This is a genomic window from Streptomyces sp. NPDC003247 (genome assembly GCF_042888135.1).
In the GTDB taxonomy this organism is placed as follows: domain Bacteria; phylum Actinomycetota; class Actinomycetes; order Streptomycetales; family Streptomycetaceae; genus Streptomyces.
In genome coordinates this window covers 143,623-164,657 of sequence record NZ_JBIAPF010000018.1, presented here as the reverse complement: position 1 = coordinate 164,657, position 21,035 = coordinate 143,623, and the positions used below count along the sequence as shown (strand labels likewise).

Genomic DNA, 21,035 nt, shown 5'->3' with positions numbered 1-21,035 from the left:
ATCGCCCGCCTCCACAACCTCACCCTCGCCAGATGAGAGGCAACGATGCTGGTCAACCGGCATGTCGTAGATCATTTACGGGACAACGCTTAGCTCGCGGCGCTCCCACAGCTCCTTGAATTCCGGGTGCGCGGCCTGGAGGTCGCCGATCATCCGTGCATAAGCGGGATGAACGAGGTGATCGGCGGCCTGGGCGCGGAAGAGTGCGGCGGCTTCAAGAGTGTCCTGCTCCCAATTCGGGTGCATGCTCCGCGTGTTCTCTTCGAACATCATGGAGAGCGTGTTGCGACGATCCCGCTCCAGCCCTTCGAAATGAGGGAACAGTGAGCAGAACCCATGATTCCAGGCCAGCACGTCGAAACGTCGATTGACGATGAAGGCGGGGAGCGGGTCCTGAAATTCCAAGAAGGTCAGATATTGGGCCGGAATCTGCTCTCGGGAACATGGGGCGTGAAGAGTGGGCGGAACTTCTCCGGCCAGCCGGAACAGGTGCGCGGTCTCCGTCGTGTCGAGCCGCAATGCGCGCGCGAGGCCGACGAGAACCTGGTTGGACACCCTGATCCTACGGCCCTGTTCCAGCCACGTGTACCACGTCACGCTGACGCCGGCCAATTGGGCGAGTTCCTCCCGGCGCAGGCCCGGAGTGCGGCGACGACCATGGGAATACTTGATGCCGACAGCGTCGGGTGTCAGTCGTTCCCGTCGGCTCCGTAGAAAAGCGGCAAGTTCTTTGCGCTGCTGTTCGGTGATGGTCGTCATGGCTTCCCCCGTGGTGTCAAGATATCGCCGAACGCACACAGGCTTGATCGAGTATACGGCGCTTCCGTCTGCAGTGCGGTTGTTCACTCAACTACCTGAAGATGTGAAGCGGCTTGAACGTCCGGTGACGGGAGGAAGTGCATTGCGGCATGAGGCAAGCCGCCTGTCGACGAGCACGGCATACCATGCGGTAACCGGCCAAGGCGGCTCGACTCCCGCCGACTGGAAGCCAATTGCGGGACGTAACCGGTCGCCGCGGAACGGCCGGGACGCTGCCCGGGCGAGAGCGTCCGCGCCGCTGCGATCGGCCGACTGCCCGCCCCGGGCATCGCCTGGTTCGGCTGATCTGCCGCCGTGATGAACAGCGTCCCGTCCCCGGCAATTCGAGCTGCCGGGGCGGGATACTGTGCCACACCGCGCTGCCGGGCAACGCTGGACCACGCCTCGGCCGGCACTCCGCCGAGCCCGAGCTGGCCCAGGCCCTGGGCGAAGGCGGGGTGGGCGTCCGGTCAGTGGGTGGCGAGGAACTCCAGCGTGTCGATCACACGGTTCGAGAAGCCCCACTCGTTGTCGTACCACGCGACCACCTTGACGTGGCGGCCGTCGACGCGGGTGAGGGCCGAGTCGAAGATCGACGAGGCGGGATTGCCCGTGATGTCGGACGACACGAGCGGGTCGTCCGAGTATTCGAGGATGCCGGCCAGCGGCCCCTCCGCCGCGGCGCGGTACGCCGCCAGCACGTCGTCGCGCGTCACGTCACGCGCGACGGTCGTGTTGAGTTCGACGATCGATCCCACCGGCACCGGTACGCGGATCGAGTCGCCCGACAGCTTGCCGTCGAGGTTCGGCAGCACCAGGCCGATCGCCTTCGCGGCGCCGGTCGTGGTCGGCACGATGTTGACGCCGGCGGCCCGGGCGCGACGGGCGTCGCGGTGCGGACCGTCCTGAAGGTTCTGCTCCTGCGTGTAGGCGTGCACCGTCGTCATGAACCCGTGCTCGATACCGGCGAGTTCGTCGAGGACCGCGGCCAGCGGCGCGAGCGCGTTGGTGGTGCAGGAGGCGTTCGAGACGATCGTGTGCACGGCCGGGTCGTAGGCGTCGGTGTTGACCCCGAACGCGAGCGTGACGTCGGCGCCGTCCGACGGCGCGCTGACGAGTACCTTCCTCGCGTCCGCGTCGAGGTGCGCGCCGGCGGCCTTGGCCGAGGTGAACCGGCCGGTGGCCTCCAGCACGATGTCGACGCCGAGTTCGGCCCACGGCAGCTGCGTCGGTTCACGCTCGGCCAGCACCGTGATCCGACGGCCGTCGACGACGAGGGCGTCCCCGTCGACGGTCACCGGGCGCCCGAGCCGGCCGGCCGTGCTGTCGTAGGCGAGCAGCCGGGCGAGAGTGGCCGGCTCCGTCAGGTCGTTGACGGCGACGATCTCGAGGGCGCTGTCGCGCTCCAGCAGTGCGCGCAGCACATTGCGGCCGATGCGGCCGAATCCGTTGATGGCGATGCGAGTCATGAGTGATGTCCCTTCCCTTCGCCACCAGGGTCGCCCGCGGCTCGCGGCGCTGACAGTGGCGGGATCGCCACGGTTCAAAAGGATCCCGCCACGCGGTGCCGGGCGGGTCACTCGCCCCGGGTGAAGGTGCGCCGGTACTCGCTCGGTGTGGTGCCGAGGATGCGCTGGAAGTGCAGGCGCAGGTTCGCGCCGGTGCCGAGACCGACGTCGGCGGCGATCTGTTCGACGCTGCGCTGCGAGCGCTCGAGCAGTTCGCGGGACAGGTCGATGCGGGCGCGCATCACCCACTGCATCGGCGTGTAGCCGGTCTCCTCGACGAAGCGCCGGGAGAACGTGCGCGGCGACACCCCCGCCTGCCGCGCCAGTATGTCGAGGGTGAGGGGCTCGTCGAGCCGGTGCAGCGCCCACTCGCGGGTGGCGGAGAACCGCTCGCCGAGCGGCTCGGGGACGCTGCGCGGCACGTACTGGGCCTGGCCGCCGCTGCGGTAGGGGGCCGCGACCAGACGCCGGGCCGCGTGGTTGGACGCGGCCACTCCGAGGCCGCCGCGCAGGATGTGCAGGCACAGGTCGATGCCGGAGGCGGCGCCGGCCGAGGTGAGCACGCTGCCCTCGTCGACGAACAGCACGTTCTCGTCGACCCGGACGAGCGGATGCCTGGCCGCGAGTGCCCGCGTGTAGTGCCAGTGCGTCGTGGCGCGCTTGCCGTCGAGCAGGCCCGTGGCGGCGAGCGCGAAGGCGCCCGTCGAGATGGCGGCGAGCCGCCCGCCCCGGTCATGGGCGGCGATCAGTGCGTCGACGACGGCCCGCGGCGGGTCGTCGCGGTCCGGGAACCGGTAGCCGGGGACGAAGACGATGTCGGCCCACGCGAGCGCGTCGAGGCCGTGGGCGACGTAGTAGGCGAGGCCGTCGCCGCCGGTCACGGGACCGGGTGTCGCCCCGCACACCCGCACCTCGTACGGCATGCTCGCGCGGGTCGTGAAAACCTGCGCGGGAATGCCGACATCGAGCGGCTTCGCCCCTTCGAGCACGAGGACGGCGACGCGATGCAGGCGGGACACTGGCACAGGAAGAGGTTACTGGGGCAGGGCCCTGCCATGATTTGTGTCATGCGCACACAGATCGCGCGGGCAGGGACGACCGACGTTCGTCAGGTTCTCGCCGATCACCACCGGTACTGGGGAGACCGCGACCTCAGGTCCCTGCGGGCTGTGCGGGCTGTGCGGTCATGCGCTGTCAGCGGGGGCCGGGGCAGAGCACCGGCACCTGCTGGACGAGGTTGTTGGCGAACCCGCCTCGGTTCCAGGGCTGTTCCAGCGGCTGGGTGCTCCCCGCCGCGTCGCGGGCACGGGTGCTCAGGACATGGTCGCCGGGGACGGCGGACCACAGGAAGGACCACCGGCGCCAGGCCCACCGGTGCCGGTGATCCGGTTCCAGCTCGGCCGGACTCCACGTCGCGCCGCCGTCCGTGCTCACCTCCACCGATGTCACCGGGGCGCGCCCCGACCAGGCCCGTCCTTCCAGGAGGACCGGGCCGGGCGCGACCACCCGCGTCCTGGACATGAAGTCGGGGAAGCCCGGCGGGATCAGCAGCGCCCGGGGAGCGATGCGGGTGACCGGCTCGCCCGCCTCCTCGGGTACCTGCCTGATCCGGTAGGCCACGGACTGCTGGAAGCCGGTGAACGGTGTGTCGACGACCGTGATGTCCCGCAGCCACTTCACCTGGGCCATCCCGTACCAGCCGGGCACCACCAGGCGCAGCGGGCTGCCGTGCTGGGGCGGCAGGGGTTCGCCGTTCATCGCGTAGGCCACCAGGACCGTCGGCTCGTCGCCGCCGGCGACGTCGAGGGGAAGACTGCGCCGGTAGTCCTGTTCGACACCGCGCTCCACGCCGTGGTCCGCCCCGGTGAACACGACGTCGACCGCGTCGGACGCGACCCCGGCCTCGTCGAGGAGCAGCCGCAGTGGCACGCCCGTCCATGCCGCCGTGCCGACGGCTTCGACCAGCCACGGCTGGCTCACCGGCCTCGGCCTCAGCAAGGCCCTGCCGTTGCCCGCGCACTCCATCGTCACGCGCGTGGTGACCGCGGGGTAGGTGCGCAGCCGCGACGGCGAGAGGCTGAGCGCGTGCCGTACGCGACCGCTCACGGTCAGCCGCCAGGCGGACGCGTCCGGCACATGGGGGATGTCGTAGTGCGTCAGGAGGTAGTGGAGGCCCGGCGGGGTGACGTCGTAGCGCATGGCCTCCAGGGGCATGCCGTGGTTCCGGGCGGCAAGCGCCAGCTCGTCCTGCCCCAGGCCCTCGCCGGGTGCGGCCAGACGGGCGGGAGCGCTCACGTCGCCGAGTCGACGCCCCATGCCCCGATTGTGCCCTTCCCGTGCCGTCCCTGCATCGGCAGCCGACAGGGGGCACCGGCAAGGAGAAGCAGCGCGAGGCGGTGCCCTGGGCTGCGAGCAGGGCTGTGCGCGCAGGGTGCCACGAGCGGGGCTTTGCGTGCAGGGTGCCACGAGCGGGGCTTTGCGTGCAGGGCCACGAGCAGGGCGGCGCGTGCAGGGCCACGAGCAGCTCCGCTCCCTGTGGCTGCCGCAGGAGCGTCCGGTGACTCGGCAGGTGGCGAGGGCGGCGCAGCGGCGGCCGGCGCAGCGGCGGCCGACGCGGCGCGGTTCTTGCCGGCCACTGACCGCCGACCCGGTCGGCATCCTCCGTATGCCCTGCTCCACGCGACAGCGCCTCCGGCGTCCGTGAGTGTTTCAGGCATGCGCGATAACCAGCAGTACGAGCGGTACGTCGGCGGCAGTGCGGAGGCCGAGCGCCTGATCTTCGAGCGGCTCGCACACGACCTGCTGCGCGTGCAGCTCAAGTCGATGCAGCGCAGCGGCTCCGCCACCCTCCAGCGGACCTTCCACGCCAAGGCGGTCCTCGGGGTGGAGAACGCCCGACTGAGGTTCCGCGACGATCTTCCCGCCGAGTTGCGCACGGGTTTCGCCAGGCCCGGAGCCGAGTATCCGGTCACGGTCCGGCTGTCCAACGCCGGCGGCGTCCGTCAGCCCGACCACGCGCCCGACCTGCGGGGTGCGGCGCTGCGCGTCGAAGTCGGTCCCGACGAGATCCACGATCTGCTGATGACGAGCTTCCCGGTCTCCCACGCGCGCAACGCGCGCGAGTTCGTCGCGTTCGCGAAGGCCATGGCGGGTGCGGACTCCCGGCTCCGCAAGGCGTTCGCGTTCTTCGTCAAGCTGCCCCTGGCCGTCGGCTGGTCCACGGCCACGCGCATGCGGCGCAACGTGTCCACGGCGGCCCGGCGTCCGGTGCGCAGCCTGGCACTGGAGACGTACTGGAGCCGCGGCGCGATCCTGTGGGGCGACGCCGGACCGGTCCGGTACCAGCTGCGCCCCGCCGCCGGAGCCCCCGCGGCCCCCGATCCGTCCCGTACGGACCCCGACTACCTGCGGCGTGAGCTCGCGCGCCGGCTGCATCGGGCGGACGTCGTCTTCGACGTGTGTGTGCAGCGCTACGCGGACGGCAGGCGCACGCCCATCGAGGACGGCGCCGCCGAGTGGACGGAGGAGGACGCCCCCGTCCTGCCGGTGGCGACCCTGACGATCCCGCGCCAGGACGTGGACACCGCCGCGGCGCGTGCCGTGGCCTCACGGATCGACCAGCTGGCGTTCAACCCGTGGAACACCACCGACGCCTTCCGCCCCCTGGGCAACCTCAACCGGGCACGCAAGGTCGCCTACGAGGCCAGCAGCGCTCACCGGCTGGGCCACCGCTTCGTCCCCCACGAGCCGCGGCGCAACACACTGCTCGGGCTCCCGCTGCGGGCCGTCTTCCGCGCCGTCAACCGCTTCGTCCCGTGGCACCGGCTGCCCACCCGGCCCGGCCTGCTCAACCTCATGGCGTTCCGCCAGACGCTGCGCCGCCACAACCTCATCGACACCGATCTCCACGAGGCACCGCCCGCGGCCCGGCCCGCACCGGTCCCGATCGACGAGGACCTGCGGACCCGGCGCAGCTACGACGGCTCCTGGAACGACCTCTCGGCACCCGCGATGGGCGCCGTCGGCGCCACCTTCGGCCGCAACATGCCGCCGGTCCACCGGCCGGACCTGTTCGACACGCCCAACCCGGTCACCGTCAGCAGGCAGCTGCTGCACCGCGACGCGTTCATTCCCGCGACGTCGCTGAACGTCATCGCCGCCGCGTGGATCCAGTTCCAGGTGCACGACTGGGTCGACCATCAGCGTCACCCGGTCGGCGAGAGGTCGGTGGAGGTGCCGCTGCCCCCCGGCACGACCTGGCGCAACACCCCCGGCGGAGCGCCGGAGAAGGTGATGCGCTTCGCCGAGAACAAGGCCCTGTACCAGCCCGGCGGCGGGCAGCCGCCGACGTTCGCGAGCGCCGTCTCGCACTGGTGGGACGGCTCGGAGATCTACGGCAGCACCGAATCGGTCGCGAAGTCCCTGCGTGAGCCCGACGGCCGCGCCGAACTGCGGCTGGAGGAGGGACACCTCCCGCTCGGCAACGGCCTCCCGGTCACGGGCTTCCGCGACAGTTGGTGGCTCGGCCTCAGCGCGATGACCACGCTGTTCGCCCGCGAGCACAACGCCGTCTGCCGGGCACTGCGCGACGAGTACCCGCACATGGACGAGGACCGCATCTACCACACGGCGCGCCTTGTCGTCGCCGCGCTGATCGCCAAGATCCACACAGTCGAGTGGACCCCGGCGATCCTCGCCACCAAGGCGATCGACATCGCCCTGAAGACCAACTGGCAGGGACCGCCCAAGACCTGGCTCGACCAACTGGGCACATGGCTCTTCGAGGCGCACGACCTCGGCGGGATTCCCCGCACCCTGCCCGATCACCACGGTGCGCCCTACTCCCTCACGGAGGAGTTCACCACCGTCTACCGGCTGCACCCGCTCGTCCCGGACGACTTCGAGATCGTCGACCACCGGTTCGGCCACCGGCTCGACACCCTGGCGTTCAACGGTCTTCAGGGTGCCGCCGCGGAGCCGCTCATCCGCAAGACCGGTCTGGCGGACACGCTCTACTCCCTGGGCATCGCCCACCCCGGGGCGATCACCCTGAACAACTTCCCCCGCGCCCTCCAGGCGTTCGAGCGCGACGGAGAGGTGATCGACCTGTCGGTGGTCGACCTGGTGCGCACCCGGCGCCGCGGCGTCCCGCGCTACAACGACTTCCTGACCGGCCTGCACAAGCCGCGCATCCGGCGGTTCGAGGACCTCTCCCACGACCCGGAGACGGTCGCCCGCCTGAAGGACGTGTACCGCTCGGTCGACGACATCGACACCATGGTGGGACTCTTCGCCGAGAATCCCCCCACCGGCTTCGGGTTCAGCGACACCGCCTTCCGCGTCTTCATCCTGATGGCCAGCCGCCGGCTCCAGAGCGACCGCTTCCTCACCGTCGACTTCAGGCCCGAGGTCTACACACCGCTGGGCATGGACTGGATCGAACGGGGCGGCATGACGAGCGTCATCCAGCGGCACTGCCCCGAGCTGGCGAGCCTCCTCCCGCGTACGGCCAGCGCCTTCGCGCCCTGGCGCGCCGTCCAGCCCGTGCGCAACCACGGCGACGCGGACCACGACTGATCGGGAGCAGGACATGTCGGTACAGCAGAGAGCCGGGCACGCCGGCCTCGAAGACCTCCTGGCCCGGTCGCTCTGGGAGACCGTCTTCGCACGACGCACCCACCGTGTCAGCAGAGGCGCGTCCGTCCCGGCCCGGTCGATGAGCTACGACTCCCCCCACCTGCCGCAGCCCCTGGGAGAGCTGGAAGAGGCTGTGCTCATCGCCCTCACCGGCTGCTCCGGACTCAGCATGCCCGACCGGCCCTTCGAGGACCCGCGCGATCACAAGCCCATCATGGCCAAGCCGAACCTCAACATGGTGGGGCGTACGGCAGGCAGCCCCGACAACGCGCAGGGCACCCACTTCTTCATGATCAACGACAGTGGGACGTACTACCTGAGGAAGCTGCCCCCGTCTCCCCGGTCGGGATTCGATCCCGACACGCTGATCGAGCGGGCCGGCCGGGCGAAGGTACGGGTACTGGACCACCGCCTGGACGTCGTTGAGGGCATGCGCGACTTTCCCGCCTACCTCGACTCCAACCGCTTCCTGTCCAACCTCCGGGGCACCACGGTCTTCCTGCCGGTCGTCGACCTCTCCCACCAGTACATCAACGCGCTGATGTACCTGCTGACCCAGCCCGAGGGAGCCCGGCCCACGTTCGTCGACGACCGCAACTTCTACCGCCCGGCCGGGGTGCGGAAATGGGTGCGCAACGGCTTCCTCAACCCCGACCTCAAGCTGCCGCTCGGCGCTCTGGGGCCGATGCGCACCCAGGTGGAAGCCGATCTGCTGCTGCAGAACATGATGCTGGTCGCGGACGCCATGGGACTCGGCGCCTGGATCCACGCGTCGATCAACCCCCAGATCATGCTGGGCGACCCGAAGTTCTCCCGCGCCTACGGACGCATGCTGGGCTTCGACTTCGTCACCCCGCGCTTCCGGCCCGCCGACATCCTGCGCTGGCAGGTGCCGCTGCCGAAGTACGCGACCCTGCGCGCCCACCCGGTGGGACTGCGGGCCGGCGGCGAACACCTCATCAAAGGCGCGTGTCCCCCCAACTACCCGTCGATGGAGGCCGCCGTCGACGCGGTGGTGCAGGGCAAGTTCGGCGAGGGCGGCATCTACGAGGACAAGGAGGTCTTCGGCCGCATCTACAAGGACGGGTACGCACCCCGTTACCTCGAAGAGGCAGGCGAGTACGACCAGCGGGTGATCGACTGCGCGCGGGACGTCTGCGTGTACGTCCACGCCACCCACGGGCGCTTCCCGGCACACACCGACGCCATCCACGTACCCGGCATCTGGTTGCAGACGCACCACCTGGAATCCGAGTACTACGAGCGGTTCTTCCGCAGCGGCCTGACCGACGCCCACCGCGGCCACGCCGCGCGATGGGACCGGTAGCCGCCCTCCCGCGGACCCCGCGAGCACGCACCGAAGGAGAAGCGCCATGCAGGTCTACGAAGCCATCGTCAAGGGGCTGGAAGGCATCGGCGTGCGGGCCGCCTTCGGCGGCGCCGGGGAGAACGCCGCCGGCCTGATGCTGGCCCTGAAGCATTCCGGGCGGATCCGGCCGATCATCACGCGACACGAGCAGGCCGCGTCCTTCATGGCCTGCGGCTACGCCATGTACACCAACCGGCTGGGCTTCTGCTTCGCGACCGCCGGCCCCGGTGCGTTCAACCTGTTCTCCGGGCTGGCCGTGGCGATGTCCGACTCCTACCCGGTCCTCGCCGTCTCCGGATACGCGTCGCGGACATGGCAGGGATGGGGATCGCTCAACGAGACCTCGGGCCTCAACCGCACGCCCGACTCCCAGGCGATGTTCGCGGCCACCACCAAGAAGTCCTTCCTGCTCACCGACATCGACGACACGTGCGACGTCCTGGAGGAAGCGGTCAACATCGCCTTCGAGGGCAGACCCGGTCCCGTGCACATCCATGTCCCCGAGGACCTCACCCACCACGGGGTCGAGGTGACGAACTTCCGGCCGCTCCGGCTCGACGTCGCACCGGTCCTGCCCGATCCGGCGCGCGTGGAGGAGATCGCGTCGGTGCTGGCCGGCGCCCTGGCGGAGCGGAAACGGATCGTGGCCCTCGTCGGCTTCGGCGCGGTCCGCAGCGGAGCGGGACCGCAGGTCAAGCGATTGATCGAGCGGTTCCAGATCCCTCTGCTCACCACGCTGGACGGCAAGGGCATCGTGTCCGAGGGGCACCCGCTCGCCGTGGGCGTCTTCGCGGACAGCGGCCACTCCAGTGCCTGGAAGGCGTTCCGTGAGGCCGACATCGTGCTGTGCATCGGAAACTCCCTCAACCAGCACGCGACGTTCAACTACCGCGAAGACCTCTTCAAGGACAAGCTGCTCATCCACGTGAACATCTCCGAGACGGAGTTCCGCAAGGCGTACCGGCCCGACCACGAACTCCTCGGCGACGCCCGCCCGGCGGTGGAGGCCCTGGTCGAGGCGCTGGAGAGGAAGGTGGTCGGCGACGTGCCGGCGGCCGACGTCGACGGCCGGGACTACGAGGCCCGGCACATCACCCAGCTGACCGGGAAGATCCATCCGGGCCGGCTCGCGCAGACGATCGGCCGGATGCTGCCGCCGGACGCCGTCCTGCTCGCGGACGCGGGCGCCCACCTGGCCTGGCTCGGCTACTACGTGGAGCTGGAGGAGGGACAGAACTTCCGCAAGGCCGGCTCCTTCGGGCCGATGGCCGGGCACGTCAACGGGGCCATCGGCCTGAAGGTCGCGCATCCGGAACGGACCGTCGTCGTCGGCTGCGGCGACGGGTGCTACTCGCTGTCCGGTTTCGAGCTGATGACCGCCGTCGAGAACGACATCCCCGTCATCTGGGTCATCTTCGACGACGAGGAGTTCAAGCTGATCAAACTCTTCCAGCTCGTGACCTACCGGGAGAGCGCCCTGGTCGAGTTCCGGAACCCGGACTTCGCGGCGTACGCGCGTGCGTGCGGCGCCGACGGCTACCGCGTGGAGACGCTCGACGAGTTCGAGGAGGCGTTCCGCGCGGCTCTCGCCTCCGGCCGGCCCACCCTCATCGATGCGAAGATCACACGCTGGGCGGTGCCCCACTACAGCCCCTCGCCCGACGGCGTGATCGACGCCCTCGTGGAAGCCGTCGAGAAACGCTTCCGCGACTGATCGACCGGGTCCTCGCAGCGGCGGCTGGACGTAGGGTCGGGGCCACCGAAGGCAGAGCGGAGGGTCGCTGGGATGCTCACCTTGACCGCGGTCGCCGAGGACCCGCTCGTCCTGACGCGGCCCGTGAGCCTGGAGGACGGTTCGGATGTCGTCCTCCGCCCGCTCACGCACGACGACGCGGACGATCTGGCCGCCTTCCTCACGGGACTGTCCGCCGAGTCGAGGCGACTGAGTACGTTCGACGGGTACGACCTCAAGGCCGCCCGGGAACTCTGTGACGCGATCGCCCGTCACGACAAGCTCAGGCTGGTGCTCGACGAGGTGCCGACCGGCAGGATCGTCGGCCTCCTGGAACTCAGCCTCGATCTGCACCCGTCGGACGTCGCCCGCTATCGCACGGCAGGCATCCGCCTGGCGGCGACGGACTGCCGCTTCGGCCCGACCCTGGCCGACGACCACCAGGGGAAGGGGGTGGGGACACGGGTCTTCCCGCTCGTCGCCGACGTCGCGCGGTGCTTCGGCAAGAAGAGGATCATCCTGTGGGGCGGCGTCCTCGCCGACAACCCGCGCGCCGTTCGCTACTACGAGAAGCAGGGCTTCCGGACCGTCGGCTCGTTCACCGGCGCCGACGGCGCACGCTCACTCGACATGATCCTCGACCTGTGTCCGTCGCCGGGCCGGTGACGGCCTTCGCCCAGGGTTCCGTGGCACGCGCGCAGCCGCATCAGGTCTCCTCGTCGGCGCGGCCCTCTCCCGCCATGTACCGCCAGACCAGGGCGTGAGCCAAGGTGATCAGGAGGATCAGCATGAGCGCCTCGGTCTGGATGGGGCGCAGTCCGGCATGGCCGGCGAGTTCCGGGAAGGCGCCGACGACGGCGATCAGGGCGTAGAGCAGTGCGGCGGCGGCCTGCTGCCAGGTGATGAGGTGGTCGCCGCGTGCGCCGGCCAGCAGCCGCAGGGTGCACACGCAGCCGATCACGGAGAGGACGATGAAGGCCGTCCGCCAGATCTGCGGCTGCTCGGTGCCGCCGACCTGCGCGAACAGGCCCATCAGGGCGGGCAGCAGGAAGGACAGGTAGATCCCGCCGACGACGCGGCGCAGGGCGGGGTCGCGCATCCAGTCGGTGTGGCTCTGGACGACGTTCCACCACAGGCCGACCAGGGCGAAGCAGGTGGTGGAGAAGAGGGCGTAGAAGGTGCTGACATCCATGGACGTCGAGGATGGCAGCGCTCCGGGCCCCGGCGGGCGCCACACGCCCTGCACCCTCCCTCGGGTCCACCGCCTGCCCCAGCGGGCCGCCCACCGGCGCGGGTGTGACCGCCTCCTCGTGGACGGCGACTCGTGATCCTCGACCGTCGACGATTCCACCTCCGGCTCTTGCGTCGGCCGTTGCGCACGACCTACTGTTCTGGCCAACAGAAAGACATTCTACTGAGTAGACGCGGATGCGGTTCCTGGACCGGGTCGGGGAGGTGCGCGGCAGCGCCACCACCCCGCCCGCCCTGCCGGGCCGGTCACACCGCTCCCCAGTGTGTAGAGGGGCCTGCAGATGTTCGAGAAGTACTTCGACGCCGTCGTCCTGGCGCGCCGTCACCTCACCGACCGCATCGTCGAGTTCACGATCGGAGCCGCCGATGGCGGCGCCCTGCCGATGGCCGAGGCCGGCAGCCATGTCGAGCTCCGCTTCGGCGGGGAGACGGGGCGGTTCCTTCGCCACTACTCCGTCGTCGGCCCCCTCCTCCCCACCGCGCGGGAGCCGTTCTGGCGCATCGCCGTGCAACGCGAGGACCGGGCCCGAGGTTCCGCCCACCTCCATGCCAACGTCCGCCGGGGGACGCGGCTGCGGATCTCCCGCCCGATCGGAGCCTTCCGCCTCGGCAGGAACCTCCCCCACGTCCTCCTGGTGGCCGGAGGCATCGGCATCACCCCGATCCTGCCGATGCTGCGCTCTCTGGTCACCCGGCGGCAGTCCTGCTCGATGGTCTACGCCGGCACCTCCCGACAGGCCATGGCCTATGTCGAGGAGGCGCGGGCGATCGGCGGGGAACGGGTCCGCATCCACGAGTCGGACCGGGACGGCCTGCCCGACCTGGACGCCGTCCTCGCCGGCCAACCGGTCGGCACCGTGGCCTACGTCTGCGGCCCCGCTCCGATGATCGACGCCCTGCGCGAGGCGGCACGGGTCCGCGGCTGGGACCCGTGCCGTGTCCGCTACGAGGTTTTCAACGCCGCCCACCACCCGGGTGACGGCGACTTCGACGTCCGTCTGCGCACCGGGGAGACCGTGCACGTCGGCGCCGGCACCACCATCCTCGACGCTCTCGAAGCCGCGGGCGTCGACACGCTCTCCGACTGCCGGCGCGGGGAGTGCGGCCTGTGCGTCACCGACGTCCTCGACCCGCACGACGGCATCGACCACCGCGACAGCTACCTCACCGCGGGGGAGCGCACCGCATCGACCCAGCTGGCCCTGTGCTGCTCACGGGCGGCCGGCCGGCTCATCGACCTCGACATCCACCTCGACCGAAACGGCAAGTGACCTGTCATGACCGAGACCCTCACGCCCGGCGTGGCCGACGACGGCCTGTCGCACGACGCGGCCGTCTTCGCGGCCATGGAGCCCCACGATCCCGGGCAGTTCGCCACCCACGCCACCCCGCTGATCCGCAACTGCTGGTACGTCGCAGGCCTGGGCAGCGAGATCGGGCGCACGCCGCTGGCACGCAAGCTCCTGGGCACCGACGTCGTCCTGTACCGCACCGAAGCCGGTGATCCCGTCGCCCTGCGCAACCGGTGCCCGCACCGGTCCTTCCCCCTCGCGCGCGGCAAGCTCGTCGGCGACCGGATGGTCTGCGGCTACCACGGCATGGAGTTCGAGCCCGACGGGGCCTGTGCCCATATGCCGGCCCTGTCCACCACCCCCTCCACGGTCACCGTCCGGACCTACCCGGTCGCCGACCGCGGACCGCTGACCTGGATCTGGATGGGCTCTCCCGACCTGGCCGACGAGTCCCTCATCCCGGACACCGGCTGGCTCTCGGACCCGCGCTGGGGCACCGTCTCAGGCCGCTACCACATCGACTCCGACTACGTGGCGATGCACGAGAACCTCATCGACCAGACCCACTTCCCGTTCCTCCACCCCGAGACCGTGGGAACACCGGAGTACGCCCGTTCCAAACTGAGGGCCACCACCGAGAACAACCAGGTCGTCATCCGACGCGAGCTGCGCGACTCTCCTCCGCCGGCCGTCTACGGCGTCCCCGCCGGCATCATGCACAAGCGCGTCGACCGCACCTCGGAGGCCAGGTTCGTCTCCCCGGCCCTGCACGTGGCCTTCGCCGAGATCATCGACCACGAGCCGGACCCGGGCAAGCCGTCCCACTACCGCTACAACATCACCCACTGCTTCACGCCCGAGACGAACACCGCCATCCACTACTGGTGGTTCAACTCCCGGGACTACGAGCCCGGCGACACCGGCATCGACACGTTCCTCCACGAGGCGTCCTCCCAGGCCTACTCCGAAGACGTCGAAGCACTGGAGTGGATCATGGAGGTCGTCAAGAGCGACGCCGACCCCCAGATCGACCTCAGCTTCGCCCCCGACAAGCCGGGACTGATGGCACGCCGGATCATGTACCGCGTCGCCGCCCGGGAGAACCATGGGTGACCTCGCGCAACGGCCGGGAGCGTCGACCTGACGGATCCGGCTCGCGTCCACAGGAACACCGACGCGGGAACCGCCTCAGAAGCGGTAGGCGCTCATCTCCTTCGCCAGTTCGGCGGCCGCCGTCTTCAGCTGCGCGACGACACGCGACTCCCACCCGGGCTCGACCGAGGCTTCCGGACAGACGAGTCCCAGGCCGGCGAACATGCCCGGTTCGGGCAGGCTCACCGTCACTCCGAGGGAGAAGACGCCGGGCTCGCTCTCACCGCGGTTCACGGCGTATCCGGCCGCGCGCGCCGCTCGCACCTCCTCGATCAGCCCCTCGACGCTGGAGACGGACCTGTCGGTGACCGCCCGCGGGGGCGCGTCCCGGTACAGCTGGCGCAGCTGGTCGTCGGTCATCGTCGCCAGCAGCGCCTTGCCCACACCGGTGACATGGGCCGGCAGGGTGTCACCGGTGCGCAGTGCGGCCCTGATGGTGCGGCTGCTCTCGACCCCGTCGACGTAGAGGACGTCCCGGCCGCGGGGGAGGGCGAGGTGGGCGGTCATCTCCGTGGACGCGGCGAGCTCGGTGAGGAGGGGCCTGGCCAGGACCCGGACGTCGAGGGCGCGGACGGCGGACAGCCCGACGTCGACCAGGGCGGCGCCGGGCCGGAACGACCGGGAGTCGGGGTCCTGGCGCACGAAGTCGTAGTACGACAGCATCGCCATGAGGCGGTGCGCGCTGGAGCGGGCGATGCCCAGTTCCGCGGCGACGTCCGCGAGGCCGAGGCGGCTGCGCTCGCTGAGCAGCAGGAGAATGCGCAGGGTGTTCTCCACCGAGGCGATCGGGTAGGCCGGTGTCGCACGGTCGCTCAGCGGCGGCATCTCGCCGAGGCGGTCGGGTGGCGTTTCCATGCGGTCAGCTTCGCATGCCGGAAGACTCCCTCGGAGACCTCCTCCCGCGCGGGCCCGTCTCCCGGCCGGTCGAGACGTGCGCCGACAGCACCATAAGCTCTCCATGCCGAGTCCTCCCTCCGAGGAAGCGCCGACCGGACAGGACGTCTGCACGTGATGGCCGCCGGTGGCGTCTCGGCCCGGCCGATGGAGACAGCGCTGCATGACCGACCACACCCAGACGCTTTCGTTGATCCTGAGTCTGATCAGGAGCGGCGCGGCCGTGACCCGGCCCGACCTCAGCCGCCGTACCGGGCTGGGCCGCACGATCATCACGCAGCGGGTGGACCACGCGATCAGGGCCGGCCTCGTGGCCGAGGGCGAACCGGCGCCCTCCACCGGAGGCCGGCCCTCCCGCGTCCTGCGGATCGCACCCGGTCGCGGGGTGGTCCTCGGCATGGTGTTCGGCGCCACCCAGCTGCACGCGGCCGTGACCGATCTCGACGGGACCGTCCTCGCCGGCCGGCGTACGTCCTGGGACATCGAAACCGGCCCCGAGGCATCCCTGGCCACGCTGTTCGAGGTGTCCGCGCAGCTGCTGACCCCGGAACTGACGGACCGCCTGTGGGGTGTGTGCGTAGGTGTTCCCGGTCCGGTCGACTTCGCCCGCGGCACCGCCGTCCAGCCGCCGATCATGGCCGGCTGGCACGGCTTCCCGCTCCGGGACCGGCTGGAAGCGCACTACGAGGTGCCGGCGTGGGTCGACAACGACGCCAATCTGATGGCCCTGGGCGCCTGGAGCACGACACGAGGGTCCGCCGGTGACAACGTCCTGCTCGTCAAGGCGAGCACCGGGATCGGCCTGGGACTGATCTCCAGGGGCCGGCTGCACCGAGGAGCGCGGGGCGCCGCGGGCGACCTCGGGCACATCATCGTCGCCGAGGAGTCCCGGCATCGGTGCCGGTGCGGCCAGTTCGGGTGCCTGGAGGCCTTCGCGGGCGGGTGGGCGCTCGCCCGTGACGCGCGCGCCGCGGCCCTGGCGGGGCGCAGCCCCTTCCTGGCCGAGCGGCTGGAGCGGTCGCCGGCGCCTCTGGCCGTCACCGACGTGCTCGACGGCTGCCGGGCCGGAGACCCGGTGAGCGTCGAACTCGTCACCAGGGCGGGCGAACTGGTCGGCGCGCAGCTGGCGTCGCTCATCAGCGTCTTCAACCCGTCGACGGTCTACCTCGCCGGGCTGCTGGCGCAGGCGGGCGACGTGTTCCGGGACCCCGTCGCCGACGTCGTGGCCAGACGGTCCCTGCCGTTGGCCACCGACGAGCTCGTGATCGCCGAGGTCGGCCCCGACCGCTCCGAAGGCGTCGTCGGCGCGGCCGCACTGGCCGTCGACGAGCTGTTGCAGCCCGAGATGCTCGACCAGTGGCTGCCGCACGGGACCCCCCGCGGGGCGCGTGCGCGCAAGGACGAGTCCTCCGGGTCCTTCCACCTCGACGTCCCCCCGCCAGGCGCGACCGGTCGGGCCGACGCCGGCCGGGCGGAGGCCCGGCCGACCTGACCGCCCCGGAACGCGCCCCGCCGGGGCGTCGTCCCCGGCCCGGACGGGTCAGGCCGCGTCCGTCGCGACGTCGACCCAGCCGCCGTTGCGCACCGAGGCGACGACCGCTTCGGCGATCCGCGCCGCGCGCAGTCCGTCGTCGAAGGTCGGCAGGCCCGGCACCTTCTCCCCGCCGATCGCCGCGTAGGCGTCGGCGGTGAAGTCGGCGAAGCACTCGTAGTAACCCTGCGGATGTCCGGCGGGCAGGACGGCCGACCGGCCGGTGGGGGCCCCGGGACGGGCGGGATCCCGCAGCAGGACCTGGTTGCCGTCCCGGCCGCCGATCCACAGGGACTCCGGGGTCTCCTGGCGGAACGCGTAGCTGGCGTCCGGCCCGTCGAAGGAGAACGACAGCGCGTTCTTGTATCCGGCGGAGGCCTGGCTGACCACGACCGAGCCGACCGCCCCGGCATCGGTCCGGAGCATGACCACCGCTCCGTCCTCGGTGGCGACGGGCCGCGGTGTGCCGTCCGCCGCCGGCCGGGCGGGTACGGCGCGCGCGAAGGAGGCGTTCACCCGGGTGATCCGCTGACCGGTCACGAACTCGGCGAGGTCGCACCAGTGGACTCCGATGTCCCCGAACGCGCGCGTGGCACCACCGTCCGCCGGGTCGACACGCCAGTTGGTGGCCTCCGCGTCGGCGAGCCAGTCCTGAAGATAGCTGCCGTGGATGAGCCACGGCGGCCGGTGCTCCGGCCGCGCGAGCCGGGCGCGCGCCTCCCGCACGGAGGCGTAGTACCGGTACACGAACGGCACGGCGGTGGCCACCCCTTGTCCGGCCGCCAGTTCGACGAGCTCGCGGGCGGTCGCGGCGTCGGTCGCCAGGGGCTTCTCGCACACGACGGGCACACCGGCGGTTAGGGCGGCGCGGCAGAACGCGGCGTGCGTAGCGTTGGGGGTGCACACGTGCACCACGTCCACCCCGTACCGCAGCACGTCCTCGATGGAGTCGAAGCCGCGGCCGGCGCCGAGGTCCGCGGCGGCGCGCCGGCCCTTCGCGGGCGTCGATCCGACGATGCCCACGACCTCCCCGCCCGCCGCGACGGCGGACCGCGCATGGACCGCCCCCATGAAGCCGGTCCCTATGACAGCGACGCGGAGTGGGCTCATGGCACACCTCATCCCTCTGCTCCCCCAGGGAGCTAACGCATGAATTGATCGAAAAGAAGGCGACAAGAGATCGCACGAGCCTTCACTTTTGCTCAGATTAAGCTAAAGTCCTCGCGAGTGCCAAGGAGGCCACACATGACCCTGAACCCGCAACCGGCCCGACAGCCGGTCACCCTCTTCACCGGCCAGTGGGCGGACCTGCCGTTCGAGGAGGTGGCCCGCCTGGCCGGTGGATGGGGGTACGACGGACTGGAGATCGCGGCCTCCGGCGATCACCTCGACCTGGCCCGGGCCGAAGCCGACCCCGACTACCTGGCCCGCCGTCTGGAGATCCTGGACCGGTACGGACTGAAGGTCTGGGCGATCTCCCACCACCTCGGCGGACAGGCCGTGTGCGACGACCCGATCGACTTCCGGCACCAGGCGATCCTGCGCCCCGAGATCTGGGGCGACGGCGAGGCGGAGGGGGTGCGGCAGCGCGCGGCCGAGGACATGAAGCGGGCCGCGCGGGTCGCGCGCAGGCTCGGCGCCGACACCGTCGTGGGGTTCACCGGGTCCAAGATCTGGAAGTACGTGGCGATGTTCCCGCCCGTTCCCCAGTCCGTGATCGACGAGGGGTACGAGGACTTCGCACGGCGCTGGAACCCCATCCTCGACGTGTTCGACGCCGAGGGCGTGCGCTTCGCCCACGAGGTCCACCCGTCCGAGATCGCCTACGACTACTGGACGAGCGTGCGCGCCCTCGAAGCGATCGGCCGGCGTTCCGCCTTCGGTTTCAACTGGGACCCGTCCCACATGATGTGGCAGGGCGTCGACCCGGTCGGCTTCATCACGGACTTCGCCGACCGCGTCTACCACGTCGACTGCAAGGACACCCGCCTGCGCCCGCCGAACGGCCGGGCCGGGATCCTCGGCTCCCACCTGCCCTGGGGCGATCCGCGGCGGGGCTGGGACTTCGTCTCCACCGGGCACGGGGACGTCCCCTGGGAGGACGCGTTCCGCGCCCTGGCGGCCATCGGCTACGACGGTCCCATCTCCGTGGAGTGGGAGGACGCCGGCATGGACCGGCTGCACGGCGCGGCCGAGGCCGTGGGCAGGATCCGCTCCGCGCTGTGGCCGCTCCCGCAGGCGGCGTTCGACTCGGCGTTCAGCAATCAGTGACCGCCGCCCGCGGGAGGCGGCGGCTCTCCCGTGGACCCGGCGGCCCCGGCGCACGGGCACGGGCGGCGGGCGTATGGTCGTGCGGTGGATCAGAGCAAGGACGGCAACGGCGCGGCACCTGGTCGCGCGTCCAAGGCGCACGCGGGAGTCCGCCAGGGCAACGTGCAGCGGGTGCTGGAGGCCCTGCGGCTGAGCGGCCCGTCCTCGCAGGCCGCCCTGGCGCGCCGGACCCGGCTGTCCCCGGCGACGGTGAACAGCATCGTCAAGACCCTGCGGGAGCAGGGCGTGGCCGAGACCCGTCCGGTCAACGGCCGCGAGTCCCTGGTCGCCCTCGTGTCGAGCCACGGCGCCGCGGTGGCCGTACAGGTGAACGTCACCTCCTTGCGGGTCGCCCTCTTCGACTTCGGCGGCCGGTCGCGGTACGACGCCGCGGTCACCTTCGAGGAAGGGCAGGAGGGCGGTGACGCCGGCCTGGTCGTCGACATGGTGCGGTCCCTGACCTCGCGTGCGGGGCTGCGGCCGGAGGACCTCGCCGGTGTGGCGGTGGGCATGCAGGCCCCCATCGCACGGGCCACGGGGGCCGTCACTTCCTGGGCGCGTCTCCAACTGCCCGCATGGCAGGACGTCGTGGTGGCCGAGACCCTGGGGGAGGCGCTCGGCGTGCCCGTGTACGCCGAGAACGACGCCAACCTCGCCGCACTGGCCGAGTGGACCTGGGGCGCGGGGCAGGGGTCGGCGGACTTCCTGTACGTCATGTGCTCCGCCGGCGTCGGCGGCGGCCTGGTGATCGACGGAAGGATCTACCGGGGCGGCGACGGCCTGGCGGGCGAGGTCGGACACCTGGTGCTGGAGCCGGCCGGCCCGGTCTGCTTCTGCGGCAGCCGCGGCTGCCTGACCACGTTCGTCTCCGAACGTTCGATCCTGCTCGCCCTCGAAGCGTCGGGCAGCACCCACACCTCCCTGCGCGGGGTCATCGACAGCGCACGCCGCGGCGATCCGGCCTGCCGCCGCGTCCTGTACGAGGCGGGCCGCCACCTCGGGCGCGCCTTCGCCAACACCGCGAAGCTCATGGCCCCCGGCGTGGTCGCCGTCGGAGGGACGCTCGGAGAGGCCGGGCCGCTGGTCTTCGACAGCCTCGTGTCCTCCGTCGAGGTCCAGAGCCTCAAGGCCGTGTCCCCCGCGATCCGGTTCCTGCCGGCCGCGCTCGGCGACGACGCGGCCCTGTTCGGCGGCCTGGCCCTGGTGCTCACCGAGACCGGGCAAGGCGCCAGCACCCTCCCCGCATGGGCCCGGAGCCGACGAATCATTCGGAACTCGAATGATCGTACGCAAAATCGTTGACAAACAAACCCAGAATTATACGATGACCGAGGTCGAGGGCGGTTCGGAACGCTTTCCGCGCTTCCGTCGCCCGCCCAGCAGGACGTCTATCTGTATGACGCGAGCCGCCGCGAACTGATCGATTCCGGTCAGGAAATCACCCCCGAAGCACGGTGTGGCAGCGGTTGTGCGCCTTGCCCCGGGCCATCGGGCCCCGGGAGTCACAGCACCCCTCCGAGCACTGATCACCGAAGACCACCTGGCAGTCGGCATGGGCGAT

General features: G+C 71.0%; 16 protein-coding genes. 9 read left to right on the top strand and 7 right to left on the bottom strand.

All coding sequences use genetic code 11. The features are described 5' to 3' along the window. Positions 1-75 precede the first annotated feature (75 nt). The 4 genes from ACFYWQ_RS39630 to ACFYWQ_RS39615 all read right to left on the bottom strand — a co-directional run bounded on the left by ACFYWQ_RS39630 (position 76) and on the right by ACFYWQ_RS39615 (position 4,622). Positions 76-759, bottom strand: coding sequence for a helix-turn-helix transcriptional regulator (locus ACFYWQ_RS39630; protein ID WP_389524393.1), 684 nt, complete (start codon positions 757-759; stop codon positions 76-78). 509 nt (positions 760-1,268) lie between these two features. Then, positions 1,269-2,267 carry a type I glyceraldehyde-3-phosphate dehydrogenase gene (gap, locus tag ACFYWQ_RS39625; protein ID WP_389524390.1) on the bottom strand — a complete coding sequence of 333 codons (999 nt, stop codon included), beginning with the start codon at positions 2,265-2,267 and terminating at the stop codon, positions 1,269-1,271. A gap of 107 nt (positions 2,268-2,374) precedes the next feature. Then, positions 2,375-3,331 carry a GlxA family transcriptional regulator gene (locus ACFYWQ_RS39620; RefSeq protein ID WP_389524387.1) on the bottom strand — a complete coding sequence of 319 codons (957 nt, stop codon included), beginning with the start codon at positions 3,329-3,331 and terminating at the stop codon, positions 2,375-2,377. A 169-nt stretch (positions 3,332-3,500) separates the two neighbouring features. Further along, a complete protein-coding gene (locus ACFYWQ_RS39615; RefSeq protein ID WP_389524385.1) occupies positions 3,501-4,622 on the bottom strand; it encodes a sulfite oxidase in 1,122 nt (373 codons plus the stop codon). Between the two features lie 399 nt (positions 4,623-5,021). Between ACFYWQ_RS39615 and ACFYWQ_RS39610 the strand changes: the two genes are divergently transcribed. The 4 genes from ACFYWQ_RS39610 to ACFYWQ_RS39595 all read left to right on the top strand — a co-directional run bounded on the left by ACFYWQ_RS39610 (position 5,022) and on the right by ACFYWQ_RS39595 (position 11,710). Then, entirely contained in the window at positions 5,022-7,883 is a 2,862-nt protein-coding gene (locus tag ACFYWQ_RS39610) for a peroxidase family protein (RefSeq protein ID WP_389524382.1), read from the top strand. 13 nt (positions 7,884-7,896) lie between these two features. Next, positions 7,897-9,270 (top strand): hypothetical protein, encoded by a 1,374-nt coding sequence (locus tag ACFYWQ_RS39605; protein WP_389524380.1) that lies wholly within the window; start codon positions 7,897-7,899, stop codon positions 9,268-9,270. 46 nt (positions 9,271-9,316) lie between these two features. Then, on the top strand, positions 9,317-11,026 hold the full coding sequence (locus ACFYWQ_RS39600; protein ID WP_389524378.1) for a thiamine pyrophosphate-binding protein: 1,710 nt from the start codon (positions 9,317-9,319) through the stop codon (positions 11,024-11,026). A gap of 72 nt (positions 11,027-11,098) precedes the next feature. Further along, positions 11,099-11,710 (top strand): GNAT family N-acetyltransferase, encoded by a 612-nt coding sequence (locus tag ACFYWQ_RS39595; RefSeq protein WP_389524375.1) that lies wholly within the window; start codon positions 11,099-11,101, stop codon positions 11,708-11,710. 40 nt (positions 11,711-11,750) lie between these two features. Here ACFYWQ_RS39595 and ACFYWQ_RS39590 read toward each other — a convergent pair whose 3' ends face one another. Then, on the bottom strand, positions 11,751-12,236 hold the full coding sequence (locus ACFYWQ_RS39590) for a hypothetical protein (protein WP_389524372.1): 486 nt from the start codon (positions 12,234-12,236) through the stop codon (positions 11,751-11,753). A gap of 340 nt (positions 12,237-12,576) precedes the next feature. Between ACFYWQ_RS39590 and ACFYWQ_RS39585 the strand changes: the two genes are divergently transcribed. After that, positions 12,577-13,566 (top strand): PDR/VanB family oxidoreductase, encoded by a 990-nt coding sequence (locus tag ACFYWQ_RS39585; RefSeq protein ID WP_389524369.1) that lies wholly within the window; start codon positions 12,577-12,579, stop codon positions 13,564-13,566. A gap of 6 nt (positions 13,567-13,572) precedes the next feature. Further along, entirely contained in the window at positions 13,573-14,700 is a 1,128-nt protein-coding gene (locus ACFYWQ_RS39580; RefSeq protein ID WP_389524366.1) for a Rieske 2Fe-2S domain-containing protein, read from the top strand. A 75-nt stretch (positions 14,701-14,775) separates the two neighbouring features. Here ACFYWQ_RS39580 and ACFYWQ_RS39575 read toward each other — a convergent pair whose 3' ends face one another. Continuing rightward, positions 14,776-15,594: an IclR family transcriptional regulator gene (locus tag ACFYWQ_RS39575; RefSeq protein ID WP_389524364.1), complete on the bottom strand. Its 819-nt coding sequence runs from the start codon at positions 15,592-15,594 to the stop codon at positions 14,776-14,778. Between the two features lie 202 nt (positions 15,595-15,796). On the opposite strand from ACFYWQ_RS39575, the gene ACFYWQ_RS39570 reads away from it, so the two are divergent. Then, on the top strand, positions 15,797-17,125 hold the full coding sequence (locus ACFYWQ_RS39570; RefSeq protein WP_389524361.1) for an ROK family protein: 1,329 nt from the start codon (positions 15,797-15,799) through the stop codon (positions 17,123-17,125). A 48-nt stretch (positions 17,126-17,173) separates the two neighbouring features. Here the strand turns inward: ACFYWQ_RS39570 and ACFYWQ_RS39565 are convergent, their stop codons facing one another. Beyond that, positions 17,174-18,274, bottom strand: a complete 1,101-nt coding sequence (locus ACFYWQ_RS39565) for a Gfo/Idh/MocA family protein (RefSeq protein WP_389524358.1) — start codon at positions 18,272-18,274, stop codon at positions 17,174-17,176. Positions 18,275-18,409: 135 nt separating this feature from the next. Between ACFYWQ_RS39565 and ACFYWQ_RS39560 the strand changes: the two genes are divergently transcribed. Together ACFYWQ_RS39560 and ACFYWQ_RS39555 are read left to right on the top strand one after the other, a co-directional pair. Then, positions 18,410-19,435: a sugar phosphate isomerase/epimerase family protein gene (locus ACFYWQ_RS39560; RefSeq protein WP_389524356.1), complete on the top strand. Its 1,026-nt coding sequence runs from the start codon at positions 18,410-18,412 to the stop codon at positions 19,433-19,435. 84 nt (positions 19,436-19,519) lie between these two features. Beyond that, entirely contained in the window at positions 19,520-20,776 is a 1,257-nt protein-coding gene (locus tag ACFYWQ_RS39555) for an ROK family transcriptional regulator (RefSeq protein WP_389524353.1), read from the top strand. The last annotated feature ends 259 nt before the right edge of the window (positions 20,777-21,035 follow it).